The sequence below is a fragment of the Streptomyces sp. 7N604 genome (assembly GCF_052245475.1).
GTDB lineage: Bacteria > Actinomycetota > Actinomycetes > Streptomycetales > Streptomycetaceae > Streptomyces.
In genome coordinates this window covers 110,323-123,148 of record NZ_JBQQBX010000006.1, presented here as the reverse complement: position 1 = coordinate 123,148, position 12,826 = coordinate 110,323, and the positions used below count along the sequence as shown (strand labels likewise).

General features: G+C 68.8%; 10 protein-coding genes and 2 pseudogenes. 6 read left to right on the top strand and 6 right to left on the bottom strand.

Annotation, left to right across the window (positions count from 1 at the left end; all coding sequences use genetic code 11):
• Window positions 1-163: 163 nt before the first annotated feature.
• Both ACTWP8_RS08590 and ACTWP8_RS08585 read left to right on the top strand, forming a co-directional pair.
• On the top strand, window positions 164-1,504 hold the full coding sequence (locus ACTWP8_RS08590) for a COG1470 family protein (RefSeq protein ID WP_443321548.1): 1,341 nt from the start codon (window positions 164-166) through the stop codon (window positions 1,502-1,504).
• Between the two features lie 543 nt (window positions 1,505-2,047).
• A complete protein-coding gene (locus ACTWP8_RS08585) occupies window positions 2,048-2,557 on the top strand; it encodes a mycothiol transferase (RefSeq protein ID WP_443321547.1) in 510 nt (169 codons plus the stop codon).
• Between the two features lie 348 nt (window positions 2,558-2,905).
• Here ACTWP8_RS08585 and ACTWP8_RS08580 read toward each other — a convergent pair whose 3' ends face one another.
• The gene (locus ACTWP8_RS08580; RefSeq protein ID WP_443321546.1) at window positions 2,906-3,568 is read right to left on the bottom strand and encodes a TetR/AcrR family transcriptional regulator; all 663 of its coding nucleotides are present in this window, start codon (window positions 3,566-3,568) and stop codon (window positions 2,906-2,908) included.
• A gap of 239 nt (window positions 3,569-3,807) precedes the next feature.
• On the opposite strand from ACTWP8_RS08580, the gene ACTWP8_RS08575 reads away from it, so the two are divergent.
• From ACTWP8_RS08575 to ACTWP8_RS08560, 4 genes are read left to right on the top strand one after another with little or no spacing between them, the layout of a single operon-like run.
• Window positions 3,808-4,365 carry a (2Fe-2S)-binding protein gene (locus ACTWP8_RS08575; protein WP_443321545.1) on the top strand — a complete coding sequence of 186 codons (558 nt, stop codon included), beginning with the start codon at window positions 3,808-3,810 and terminating at the stop codon, window positions 4,363-4,365.
• Window positions 4,362-5,354, top strand: a complete 993-nt coding sequence (locus ACTWP8_RS08570; protein WP_443321544.1) for an FAD binding domain-containing protein — start codon at window positions 4,362-4,364, stop codon at window positions 5,352-5,354. The genes ACTWP8_RS08575 and ACTWP8_RS08570 overlap by 4 nt, the downstream gene beginning before the upstream one ends.
• Window positions 5,351-7,522, top strand: coding sequence for a xanthine dehydrogenase family protein molybdopterin-binding subunit (locus ACTWP8_RS08565; protein WP_443321543.1), 2,172 nt, complete (start codon window positions 5,351-5,353; stop codon window positions 7,520-7,522). Before ACTWP8_RS08570 ends, ACTWP8_RS08565 begins: the two co-directional genes overlap by 4 nt.
• Window positions 7,515-8,687 carry an XdhC family protein gene (locus ACTWP8_RS08560; RefSeq protein ID WP_443321542.1) on the top strand — a complete coding sequence of 391 codons (1,173 nt, stop codon included), beginning with the start codon at window positions 7,515-7,517 and terminating at the stop codon, window positions 8,685-8,687. The genes ACTWP8_RS08565 and ACTWP8_RS08560 overlap by 8 nt, the downstream gene beginning before the upstream one ends.
• 684 nt (window positions 8,688-9,371) lie before the next feature.
• On the opposite strand, the gene ACTWP8_RS08555 is transcribed toward ACTWP8_RS08560, so the two are convergent.
• The 5 genes and pseudogenes from ACTWP8_RS08555 to ACTWP8_RS08535 all read right to left on the bottom strand — a co-directional run bounded on the left by ACTWP8_RS08555 (window position 9,372) and on the right by ACTWP8_RS08535 (window position 12,725).
• Complete coding sequence (locus tag ACTWP8_RS08555) at window positions 9,372-10,250, bottom strand: geranyl diphosphate 2-C-methyltransferase (RefSeq protein WP_443321541.1); 879 nt, start codon at window positions 10,248-10,250, stop codon at window positions 9,372-9,374.
• Window positions 10,247-11,248 carry a family 2 encapsulin nanocompartment cargo protein terpene cyclase gene (locus tag ACTWP8_RS08550; protein WP_443321540.1) on the bottom strand — a complete coding sequence of 334 codons (1,002 nt, stop codon included), beginning with the start codon at window positions 11,246-11,248 and terminating at the stop codon, window positions 10,247-10,249. The genes ACTWP8_RS08555 and ACTWP8_RS08550 overlap by 4 nt, the downstream gene beginning before the upstream one ends.
• Before the next feature lie 83 nt (window positions 11,249-11,331).
• Window positions 11,332-11,493 (bottom strand): annotated as a pseudogene (locus ACTWP8_RS08545) (Crp/Fnr family transcriptional regulator); the annotation flags it as partial.
• 61 nt (window positions 11,494-11,554) lie between these two features.
• Window positions 11,555-11,689: pseudogene (locus ACTWP8_RS08540) on the bottom strand (1-deoxy-D-xylulose-5-phosphate synthase N-terminal domain-containing protein); the annotation flags it as partial.
• A gap of 697 nt (window positions 11,690-12,386) precedes the next feature.
• Window positions 12,387-12,725 (bottom strand): IS3 family transposase, encoded by a 339-nt coding sequence (locus tag ACTWP8_RS08535; protein ID WP_443321539.1) that lies wholly within the window; start codon window positions 12,723-12,725, stop codon window positions 12,387-12,389.
• Between the last annotated feature and the right edge of the window lie 101 nt (window positions 12,726-12,826).

Below are 12,826 nucleotides of genomic sequence, written 5' to 3'. Positions count from 1 at the left end.
GAGGATGGGCCAACCACCGCGGGGAGGCGCGCGCCAGGGGACGGGCCACGTCAACGGCTCACCCGTGAAAAGGCTTTGGCCCAGATTTCCGGGCAAGGCGAATGCCCGTGTGTTGCCCTCGCGTTCGTCGTGGTGGCCCGGAGCGCGGTTCTACGGTGGTGGCGTGACGCCTTCTGCATCCTCTTCCGGCGCCGGTGCGCCGGGCCTCGACATCCCGGTAGCGACGGTGGCGCCGGGCGGCGCCGCCACGACCAGCCTGACCGTTCGCAACGACAGCGATATCGTCGAGGCGTACAACCTGGAGGTCGTCGGGGACTGTGCCCCCTGGGCCACCGTGGAGCCCCCACGCGTATCCCTCTACCCCGGCACGTCCGAGACGGTGACGATCCGTCTGGAGCCGCCGCGGTCCCCGGAGATCCGGGCGGGCGAGGTGCCCCTCGGTGTGCGGGTGCTGCCCACCGAGCACCCCGAGTCGGTCCGGGTTCCCGAAACCACCGTGCACATCGAGGAGTTCCACGAGCTCCAGACCGAGATCGCCCCGCACCGTCGGCGCGGCTGGCTGCGCGGCCGCTACCAGCTGGCGGTGCGCAACCAGGGCAACACACCGGTGCAGGTGGGGTTCACCCCCGGTCAGGCGGGCGAGGAGCTGGGGTTCGCCTTCACCCCGGCGGAGCCGAAGCTGGAGCCAGGTGAGTCGGTGGAGGTCGGGCTGCGGGTCCGCACGGGCAAGCCCGTGTGGTTCGGTGCCCAGGTGGTGTGGCCGTTCACCGTGGACACCCGCGAATCCGGTGACCGGGAGGAGACACCGCAGGAAGCGAGCACCGTCCGGGCCCCGCTGGACGCGGAGTTCGTCCAGATCCCGATCTTTCCGAAGTGGCTGCTCGCGCTGCTCGCGGCGCTGCTCGCGCTGTTGCTCGCCTGGTTCGCACTGGTCCGCCCCGCGGTGCGCAGTGCCGCCAAGGAAGCGGCCACCGAGACCGTCCAGAAGCGCCCCGTGCCGGATGGGGAGCAGGGCGGGAAGGACCCGGGCACCGGTCCCGGTGGTTCGGACGACGCCAAGCCCGGAGGCAAGGGCCCCGGTGGCAAGGAGGAAGAGGGGCAGTCCGGATCGGGCCCGGATACTCCCGGGTCGGCCGGGGGCGACGGCCCCCAGAGCTCGGAGACCATCGATGTGAAGTCGTCCGGTGGTGAGACCAAGACCGGTACCTACCGGGTGCCCAAGGGCAGGGTCTTCGGGGTCACGGATATCGTTGTGGCGAACTTCCAGGGCGACGAGGGCGTGATGACCATCACGTTCGGCGACCGCAAGATCACTACGATTGCGCTGGAGACCTTCCGTAACCAGGACTACCACTGGGTCACCCCTATCAAGATCTCCGAGAATGACACCGTGACCATCGAGGTGACCTGCGAGAAGCCGGGCACACCAGCTACCGGGCGCCGGGCGCAGGGGTGCCATGAGGTCCTGAATGTGAGCGGTGTACTCAGCCATACGAAGCAATGAACCGGGACTAGTGGGGCAATAGCTGGCCAAGGTCGTGTGTGGTGAAACGTCGGCCTGCGGCTCCGTCCGAAAATCGATAGGACGAGTCTGAAAACTATGCCCGTACATGGACCTCCGCCGGTGCGGCCGACCGCTGAAGTCGGCTGATGACGTGGGGCGTTCGCGATGCCCCCTTGTCGTGGTGACACGTGCGCGCGTCCGGTGTTCGTCACCCGCCGCCGCTCGGGGCCGGGGAAGGCCGTCAGCCCGCGCGAAGTGTGCCCGGACACGGGGCTGGCCCCCCGCCACAGGCCGCCCGCGGGCGGCGCAGCCATCCCTGGCGGAATTGACGCTTGTCGCAATCGCGTTTGATCCTTCACGTCGACTCCCATGCTGGCCCGGCCGTTCTGTCGGCGGGAGCCGGGACGGTGCTGCTCAACGAGCTGCTCACGAATCCAGTCCGGATGACGGAGGAGCTCCGCGCCGACGGCGCGCTTGGGTGACCGCGCTCCCCGGAACCGTGTCGGCTCACAATTGTTGGAACGCCGCGCATTTACTCGGAGTATGAAGGCATCAGATGTGCTCGCGGACGCTTTCGGACGCATCCACGAGGTGGTGCACGAGACGGCCGAGGGGCTCACGGTGAAGGATCTCCATGCCCGTCTCGAGCCCCGGGCCAACTCCATCGCCTGGCTCGTGTGGCACCTCTCGCGGATTCAGGACGATCACGTGGCCGACGCCTCGGGCCAGGAACAGGTGTGGCTCTCTCAGGACTGGGTCAGCCGTTTCGGTCTCCCCCTTCCTCCCGAGGCGACCGGCTTCGGTCACTCCAGCAAGCAGGTCGCCGCGGTGCAGGTCGAGTCGTCCGAGTTGCTGTTGGGCTACTTCGACGCCGTCCATGGGCAGACCATGGGTTTCGTCACCGGGCTGAGCGCCAATGGGCTGAACAGGATCGTGGACGAGTCCTGGGACCCACCGGTGACCCTGGGGGTGCGGCTGGTGAGTGTCATCGCGGACGGTTTGCAGCATGCGGGCCAGGCCGCCTTCGTCCGCGGCTCCGTGAAACGCCGCTGAGCCGGTAGTCGACGGCAGGTCCTGACGGTGGGACCGATGTCGGTGAGCGGCCAGTTGGGCCGGTGGCGGCGGGTGTCGTCGCGTTACCCGTGCCGAGGCGCGACAAGGGCGCTCGGGTCCGAGGCCAGGGCATCGGCCTGCGTCCGGCACATGGCACAACGCCACGCCGGGGCGGAGCAGCCCGTGGCCGTAGGGACAACAGCCGCTCTCCAGGTAGACCTCGACCACGAGGGCCGCCGGCCCGGTCCGCAGCGCATAGGCGGCGGTGCGGCGGGCGGCTCGGCGCGCAGACCCTGGCCTGCGCGGTCGAAGCCGCGCATGTCGAGTGGGATCGAATTGGACGGGGCTCTAGGTCCCTCCGGGCCCAGGTCCGCCCGTATCAGGGCCATCCGCTTGGGGCCCGTCCGCCTCGGACGCATTCGCCGCAGGTCCGGCCGCTCTGGACGCGCCCGCCCGCAGCCCGTCCATCACGAGGTCCAGCAGTCGCGTCGCACGCGGCTGCCAGTCGCTGTGCGGGTCGATTTGCCAGAGCCCGGCGATGGCGAGCACGAAGTCGTCGGGGGTCAGCCCCGGGCGGATGGTGCCGGCCTCATGGTTCGCGTTCAGCAGGAGCGTGACCGCCTGGGTCACCGGGCCGTGACCCAGGTGGGCCAGGCTGCCGTGTTTGCTTGTGGTCTTGCACAGCGCGTCGGCCAAGCCGGCCTTGGCCATGGCGTACTGGGCCAGGCGGTCCATCCACTCCCTCAGGGCCTGGTCAGGTGCGCGGGTTTGGAGCAGCTGGGCAGCGGTGTCGGCGACCTGCTGCATCTCGTAGCGGTAGACCTCCAGGACGAGGGCCTCGCGGTTGGGGAAGTTGCGGTAGAACGTCCCCTGCCCGACGCCCGCCTTCTTCGCGATCGCGCTCAGCGGGGCGTCCGCAGCCCGCGTCAGCTCGGCCAGCGCGACTTCCAGGATGCGTTCGCGATTCCGTTGCGCGTCCGAGCGCAGGATCGCGCTCTTCTCTTCCTGCACTCGTCCTCCTCCCGGAATCACAGCAGAGCCCGACCTTGCTAACCGGACAGTTGTCCGGTAAGTTCGATGTCCACCGGACAGCTGTCCGGTTGGGTCCACCATAGCGGCAGATTCGGCCAGTGTGGCTGACCGGTGCCCATCGTCTCTGGGTCATTGACCTGCATTCCCCTCTCCCTCCCCGGACCTCTGCCGGGATCGTCTCGTTCGACGCGCATCAGCAACGCGAAAGAAGGCTGATCATGGCCCCATCGACGTCCAGTGCCATCACCCTGCACATCAATGGCGAGAAGTACACGCTGCCCGTCGACCATCGCACCACCCTGCTCGACGCCCTGCGCGAGCATCTTGATCTGACCGGTACCAAGAAGGGCTGTGACCAGGGCCAATGCGGCGCCTGTACGGTGCTGCTCGATGGGCGCCGGGCCGTTTCCTGCCTGCAGCTCGCGGTCGCGGCCGAGGGGCGCGCGATCACCACCATCGAAGGCGTGGCCGACGGTGAGCGGCTGCATCCGGTGCAGCAGGCCTTTCTCGACCTCGACGGCTATCAGTGCGGTTACTGCACACCGGGCCAGATCTGTTCGGCCCTCGCGGTGATCGAGGAACACGCGGCGGGCTGGCCGAGCGCCGTGACCAACGATGTCCGGCCCGAAGCGGGAGTGCCTGCGCTCACTGCCGAAGAGATCCGCGAGCGGATGAGCGGCAACCTGTGCCGCTGTGGCGCCTATGTGTCGATCGTGCAGGCGATCGCGCGGGCCGCAGAGGTGGCCGAGGCCGAGGTCAAGGAGGCGGTGGCATGAGGGAATTCGGCTACGAACGCGTCCTCGACATCTCCGGAGCGGTCGCCCTGCTCGGCGGCGTCCCCGACGCACGCTTCCTCGGCGGCGGCACCAATCTTGTCGACCTGATGAAGGCCGGCGTGGAAAGGCCTGCGCTGCTCATCGACGTACGCGAACTCCCCCTCGACGAAGTTGAGTTCACTCATGACGGCGGTCTGCGCATCGGCGCGACCGTCACCAACAGCGATCTCGCGGCCCACCCCGAAGTCCGGCGTCACTACCCTGCGTTGGCGCAGGCCGTCCTGGCCGGCGCCTCAGGACAGCTGCGCAACATGGCCACGGTCGGCGGGAATCTGCTCCAGCGGACCCGCTGCGGCTACTTCACCGACCTCAGCAAACCGTGCAACAAGCGCGTCCCCGGCAGCGGTTGCCCCGCCCTCACGGGCGAGCACCGCAACCACGCGATCCTCGGCGCCTCCGAGCACTGCGTCGCCACCCATCCCTCGGACATGGCGGTCGCCCTCGCCGCTTTCGACGCCGTCATCTCGTACGAAACGGCGGACGGACCGGGCGAGTTGCCGCTTCGCCAGTTCTATCGGCCCGTGGGCGACACCCCGCACATCGAGACCGACCTTCCGCCCGGCGCGCTGATCACCGGCGTCACGCTGCCGCCGGCCCCGGTCGCCGCCCACTCGCGGTACCGGAAGGTGCGTGAGCGCGCCTCGTACGCGTTCGCGATCGGCTCGATCGCCGCCGCGCTCGAGGTCCAGGACGATGTCGTACGCGAAGTGCGCCTCGCGTTCGGGGCGGTCGCGTCCCGGCCGTGGCGGGCCCGTGCGGCCGAGCGGGTGCTGATCGGCGGCCCGGCGAGCGCGGAGGCGTTCGCCGCCGCGGCGGATGCCGAACTGGCGGCCGCCGAGGCGCTTCCCCGGAACGGATACAAGATGACGTTGATGCGCAACCTCGTCGTGGCCGTGCTGACCGAACTCGCTGAGGAGGCGACCCGATGACGACGCCGACCACGACGACCGAAACCGCCGCCGTGACGGGAGCCGTCGGCTCCGCCCACACCCGCGTGGAGGGCCGTGACAAGGTCACCGGGGCGGCCCGCTACGCCGCAGAGATACCCTTCGCCGAACTCGCCCACGGCTGGCTGGTGCTGTCGACCGTGGCCCGTGGCCGTATCCGCTCCGTGGAGGACGCCCCTGTCCTGGCCATGCCCGGCGTCCTCACCGTGCTGCACCACGGGAACGCGCCGCGCGTCGACACCGACTATGTGGGCATGCTGGGCCGGCCGAACCCGGTCCTCGGGATCTTCCAGCACGACCGTGTGCCCTTCGTGGGCTGGCCGGTGGCGTTGGTCGTGGCCGAGACGCCCGAGCAGGCCAGGGAGGCCGCCGAGGCGTTGGTGGTGCGATACGACCAGGAGCCGCACGACGTCGCGTTCTTCGCCGGACGTCCCGGTGCATACACGCCGGAGAACACCCCGATGGGCCAGGCCGAAACGGAGAAGGGGGACGTAGCGGCCCAACTCGGCACCTCCGCCGTCGTCGTGGACGAGCAGTACACCACGCCGGAGGAGCACCACAACGCGATGGAGCCGCATGCAGCGACGGCTCGCTGGGACGCCGGCCGGCTCGACATCGTCGACTCCAATCAGGGCGGCACCTGGGTGGCGAGCGAACTCGCGAAGCTCTTCTCCCTCGATCCGGCCTCCGTACGGGTGCGGTCCGAACACGTCGGCGGCGGCTTCGGATCGAAGGGAGTGAACCCGCACCAAGTGGCCGCCGTGATGGCCACGACCGTCCTCCACCGCCCGGTCCGGGTCGTACTGACTCGCCGTCAGATGTTCTCCCTCGTCGGTTTCCGCAGCCCCACGGCGCAGCGGATCAGGCTCGGCGCCGACGCCGACGGCCGGCTGCGCGCCTTCGACCACCAGTCGCTGAGTCTTACGTCGACCGTGCATGAATTCGTCGAGCCGAGCGCCATGCCGGGGCGCGTCATGTACGACGCCGACGCGCATCACACCGTTCACCGCCTCGTACGGCTCGACGTGCCGACCCCGGCTTGGATGCGCGCACCGGGCGAGGCACCGGGATCCTTCGCCGTCGAATCCGCCCTCGACGAACTGGCCGAGAAGTGCGGCACGGACCCGATCGCGCTGCGGGCGCGCAACGAACCCGAGACGGCTCCCGTGTCCGGGCTGCCGTTCAGCAGCCGCAAGGTGCTCGCCTGCTTCGAGGAGGGCGCCCGCAGGTTCGGCTGGGCGGAGAGGGACCCGCGTCCCGGCCTGCGCCGTGACGGGCGTTGGCTGCTCGGGACCGGAACGGCCGCGGCCGGCTTCCCCTCGGGAGCCGGCCCGTCCACGGCGGCCGTGACCGCGGAGCAGGACGGAACCTTCACTGTGCGGATCAACGCGGCGGACATCGGGACCGGGGCACGGACCGCGATCGCCCTGGTCGCCGCGGACGCGCTGGAGGTGGATCCGGACCGCATCCGTATGCGCATCGCGGACAGCGATCTCGGCCCGGCGATGTTCGCCGGCGGCTCGATGGGCATGCGCTCCTGGGCGTGGGCAGTGAAGGTCGCGGCGGACGAACTGCGGGAGCGACTGGCCCTGACAGGCGGCATTCCGCCGGAGGGGATCACCGCCCGGTCGGACACCACCGGGGCCATCGGCGCCCTCGCGAAGAAGGAACGCTACGCCTTCGGAGCACAGTTCGCCGAGGTCGCGGTGGATGTCACCACCGGTGAGGTGCGCGTGCGACGGCTGCTCGGCATCTACGCCGCGGGCACCATCGTCAACCCGCTCACCGCCCGTAGCCAGTTCATCGGCGGAATGACCTGGGGGCTGTCCATGGCCCTCCACGAGGAAGCGACCCGGGACCAGGCCTCCGGCGGCCACGTCGGCGCCGACCTCGCCGGCTATCACTTCGCCGCGCACGCCGACGTGCCGCTCATCGAGGCGGACTGGGTGGACGACCCCGACCCGGACGACCCGGTCGGGATCAAGGGCATCGGCGAGATCGGCATCGTGGGTGTCGCCGCCGCGATCGCCAACGCGGTGTGGCACGCGACCGGCGTACGCCACCGGGACCTACCGATCCGTCCTGACCGCGTCCTGCGGGCGGCGGACGAAGCCCGGGGCCGTGCGGCGGAGGGAACCCGGAGTGCTTGACATCGCCGAGGAGTTGAACCGCTGGTTCGAGGAAGGCCGGGACTTCGCCGTCGCCACCGTCGTGGCGGTGGTCGGCAGCGCGCCGCGCGGTCCCGGCGCCGCCCTTGCCGTCGACCGTCACGGCACCGCCATCGGTTCCGTCTCCGGCGGTTGCGTGGAAGGGGCGGTGTACGACCTGTGCGTCCAGGCGCTCCAGGACGGCCGGACGGTACGCGAACGGTTCGGATACAGCGACGAGGACGCCTTCGCGGTGGGACTCACCTGCGGAGGCGTCATCGAAATCCTGGTCACGCCGGTGCGCGCGGACGCGCCGGTGTTCCGGGCTGGGGTGTCGGCCGCGGACCGGGGAGAGGCGGCGGCACTCGCCCGGGTGGCCCGGGGCCCGGGCGAACTGCTCGGCAGGGCGCTGCTCGTCCACCCCGACGGATCGTACGAGGGCAGCCTCGACGGACATCCGGAACTGGGCTGGACGGCGGCGGCGGAGGCCCGCGCGATGCTGGACACCGGCCGCACCGGCACCGTCGAGATCGCGGAGGACGGGTCGCGCTGTCCGGGCGGCGTGACGCTGTTCGTGGAGTCGAGGGTGCCCCCGCCCCGGATGATCGTCTTCGGCGCCGTGGACTTCGCGACAGCGCTCGTACGGACGGGCAAGTTCCTCGGCTACCACGTGACCGTGTGCGACGCCCGGCCGGTCTTCGCCACCCGCGTCCGCTTCCCCGAGGCCGATGATCTCGTGGTCGACTGGCCGCACCGCTACCTGCGGCGCACCGAGACCGACGAACGAACCGTCCTGTGCGTGCTCACCCATGACGCCAAGTTCGACGTACCTCTGCTGGAGACGGCCCTGCGGCTGCCTGTCGCGTATGTCGGCGCGATGGGCTCGCGGCGCACACACGAGGACCGCATCCGGCGCCTGCGTGAAGCGGGCGTCATAGACCGCCAGTTGGCCCGCCTGCGCTCCCCGATCGGCCTCGACCTCGGCGCCCGCACCCCCGAGGAGACCGCGCTGTCCATCGCGGCGGAGATCGTCGCGGCGCGCCGGGGCGGAACGGGGGTTCCGCTGACCGGTTCGGGGACGCCCATTCACCATGACGTGCATGGGGGGGAGGAGGGCGCGGCGCGCTCCCGAGCGGCGGCGTGCCCCGGCTCGGCTGCGAGACCATGAAGGCGGGGGGCGTCGCCGTGCAGGACGACTTGGAACCCCAAGGTGTCGCGGAGTCCGAGAAGCCGTGGTCGGCCTTGCCTGCTCATGGCCGCTGAAGTCCAAGCCTATGGGTGGCCGAGTGCAGCTCAGACCCCCTCGGGCGGTCAGGAATGCGGAGCCGAGTCCGCCAGTCACCCACGCGTCCTGGGCCGTGAACGCGTCCCGGCTGTCGCGTAGCAGCAGCCCCTCTGTGGCGCACGCTGGGTCGTCGGCCTGTGCGGCGATGTACGGGATCGCGATGCAGCGCATCCCGGCCGCGAGTGCGGCTTCTGCGCACTTGATGATGATCAAGTGCGCGTCGCCACCCGTGCTTCGCGCGTCCCATCAGGCTGTGAGACATCGAGGACGACTTGGGCGAACTCGAACTCTGGCGGACCTGGGAGCCAGCGTGCTGTGCCTGTGATAAACGGGGGCGGCAGTGGCGCTCCCCCCTGGACCAGAGACGACGGCTCAGCTGTACATGAGCCAAGGCGCTCACCCGAACTCCTCAAGCGGCGCTCATCTCTGTCCCGGAGGTGTCCTCTGTAGACCGTCGAGGTCGCTCTGCAGCGGCCGAAGATGGCCAATGACAACCAGTCAGGCGCTGCCGAGACTCCACCACGCGCACGGCCGACCACGCGTGAGCCCGGCCCACCCATCATCGGCCTACACCCGGTCGGCGGCGATCAGCATGTATTGGAAGCTGCCGCCCGTGTAGGCCTCGAGGAATACGTCCTCGATGCCCGTGGCCACGCTGGACTTCTTCCGCAGCTTCCAGTAAGGGATCGTCGCCTGAGTGAGGTCCACGACCTCAACCGGCACCAGCCGGTTGGCCGCCATCGCCTTGAAGTACATGGACCGGGGATGAATGTCGCAGATGTAGTGCGCGTTGATGGTAGAAACGGCCTTGGACGGCAGTCCGTAGGTGTCGTCGTAGCAGCCGGTGATCGTCACGTACCGGCCGTTGCGGCACAATTGACGGGCATGCTCGGCGAACAGGTCGAACAGGTCGCAGTACATCGTGGACTCGTTGTTCCAGATCGCTTGGTAGGTGCCCGACGGGAACCCGGTGTCAAGCATGTTCTTCAGGTGGAACCTGACCTTGTCCGAGATTCCGCGCCTGGCAGCCTGCTGGGTGGCGAAGTCGGCCTGGCGGCGGGAGATGGTGATGCCGTCCACCTCGCAGCCGAACCGCTCGTGAGCCATGATCGACGACCCGCCCCGCCCGCAGCCCGCGTCCAGCACCCTGTGATGGGGCTTGATGTCGCTGAACCGGTCGAGGAGGAAGTTTGCCTGCGCGGTCTCGAGCCGGTGCATTTCCGCGATCGTCCGCTGTTCGATCGTGTCCGGGTCACCCTCGAGAACGGACCAGTCGACGTCGCCGATGCCGTAGTGGTGGTGGAAGAGCTCGTCGATCTCTCCGAGCCGGAGGTTGACCGGGTTTCGTTCCTTGTTCCAGTAGGTGGCGACCGATTCTTGGTAACCGGTCCCGATGATCGGGTTCGTCATCTGAGCGGGGATGTGCGCTTGCCTGTGCGTGCTCATGCTGACGTTCCTCGGGTGTCGGTGACCTGGTGGCGTGTGCTGGTGGCGTGCCATTCCCGGTTCCCGCCCGTCCAGTTCCACACGCCGGTCAGGTAGCGGACGACGGCGGGCTCGGGCACAGCGGTCATGGCTTCCGCTGCGGATTCTTCGAAGGCGTGCATGAGGTCGTTGTGGATCCGGACGGCTTTGCGGAACGCCTCGGCGAGGGGGAGGCGTTCGTCGGTAGCGATGACACAGGGAAGGTTGAACGGAAGGCCGTCTCCGCGGATCTCACGCAGCGTGGAGTACAAGTCGTTGACCAGGGTGGTGGCCAGGGCCGCTGTGGCGGTGGCGTCCTGAACGAGAGGGTGCGCGTACAGCTGTGGGGGAATCTCGTAGCCGTCGACACTATCGGTGAGGGTCAGGCAGGGCCGGAAAGAGTTCATCTGCCGGTTGGCGAGATACTGCCATACGGGCGGCAGTTGGCCAGCGATACGCCACCCATTCTCGGCCTGATATCCGAGGTAGAGCTGCGCGATATCGTGCTGGGCGCGTTTGAGCTGGGCCGGCGTAGCGTAGTGGGCGAGGTGGTTCATGGCCTGATGCTGAGCTTTGATGACCGGCTGGCTGTCGCGGTACTTCTCCCACGCGGCCTGGAGTTCCTCGGTGAGGCGGGGCGGGTCAATGGCGGACTGAGCCAGGGACAGGTTGGGCCCGATGCTCTGATCCGCCCGGTCCCGGTACCTGTTGGTTTCGCAGAAGTAGTCGTCGACCGCTGTCTCGGCGACGACCATTTTCGCGGGGCCCATCAGCCGCTCGATGTCGTCGCAGCCCGGATGGCACAGGACAGTGCCCCGTCCGGGGTCGTGGGCCAGCACACCTTCGTAGTGCTGCTCGGCGCCGAGCCCCACTTCGTCCATCCAGACCAGGATGCGCCGGTTGATCTCGTCCGCCAGCACCGGATCATCACGGACTGGCGGGGGGCAGTACAACTGCTCGGTGCCCCTGGTGGCGCCCATGGGAGTAAGGGCGGATGCTCCCAGGACACCCGATGTGTGCGGGGCTTGAACTGGGACGGGAATCGGATGCAGCACGGCGGGAATCACGTGTCATACCTCGCAATCTCGATGTTCTCCAGCAGTCCCATTGCGTAGGGCACGAGGATGGCGGTGCTGTGGTAGGTGGTGACGAAGTAGCGCATGACGGCCTGATCGTTGATGCCCATGAAACGGACGTTCAGGCCGGGCTGGTACTCGTCCGGGATGCTGCGTGGAGCGGCCGTTGTCGTTCAGTACGGGATCACCCTGCGGTTCGAAGCGCCGATGTTGTTCAAACGCCTCCCACACCATGCCCCCGGTCAGCGCCCCGTCGCCGACGACAGCGGCAAGGGGGCCGCGACGGCCTCGGGCCTTGGCACGGTGCCGCCCGAGGGCCTTGGCGAGCCCGTCCGCGTAAGGCAGGGCCGTGGCTGTGGACGCGTGGCTGTTCGATCCATTCGTGCGGAGATTCGGCAGCGATCGTCAGCTCCACGACACCGAGGTTCGGCCCGAAGCACCCATCGGTGGCGGTGACCCTTACGACGAGAAAGCCACGGATCACGGCAGCGAGCCCGACAAGCTCTTGGGCTTCCTTCAACCCCCGCAGCTTCTTCAACGAGGGCAGAGTCTCCCCGAAGGACCGATGAGAGGTGGTTGTCACGGCTCTCCCCCGCTTGCCTGCTCGCTGGTTACTCTTCGCTTTCTTGGCCTTACCCCTTGTCACTCGGTCACAAGACCTCGGCTCGAGGCGTCACCCGAACCAGCAGAAGCAGGGACAAGATTCCACGCCCCCTGTAGCTGTGCGAGCGGACCCGAGTCCCCCCGCACCCAGATGCCTCGTTAGGAGGGTTTGTGGACTGGCACGTTGGCTGATGCTCGGTATCCGACCTGTTCCGCCTCAGCTATGTCGCCGCGTAGTCGGCGGCCGTCCGGCGCGGTCGCGCCAGCCAGAGGAGCCGGTGCTGTATGAGGTTGTGGGCTGGGCTCGTAGTGCTGCCTCTCGACGTAGCGGTCAGGGACTGGCGGTGGATATCCAATGGTGCGCCGGATCCCCGGTTTTGCTAACCGGGGATCGTCCGCTACGTTCCGCCCGCTCGCCTGAACCTTGCAATCCTGCTTCTCACAGCCCCTCGCCGGTGGTGATCTGGGGGTCGGGTCGCCGCACCACACCTGGTCCGGTGCGTCCGCGGTGAAGCCGCGGCGGACCAAGTCCAGGGCCGCGGGGCGCTTGCCTGGCCGGAGCAGCCCCGCGCCGGCAGCGGACCTTCCGCGCGACCAGACCGAGTTCGGCCGTGAGCTTGGCGACCGTTTTCACCGAGACGCACGAGCCCTCCCGCACCAGCGTGATCCAGATCTTCGAGGAGCCGTAGCTGGCGCCCGAGCCGGTGAAGATCCGCGTGATCGCGTGGGCCCACTGTCCGCGATGGATCTCGCGGGCGATGTGGGCCTGTCGCGCCACTTGGAGACCAGGACTCCGAAATCTCCAGGGGACGGACTCCACGCTACGAGGGGAGGGACCTCGCGCGGGTTCCCCAGTCAACATCCCGGCACGGTGCGGAC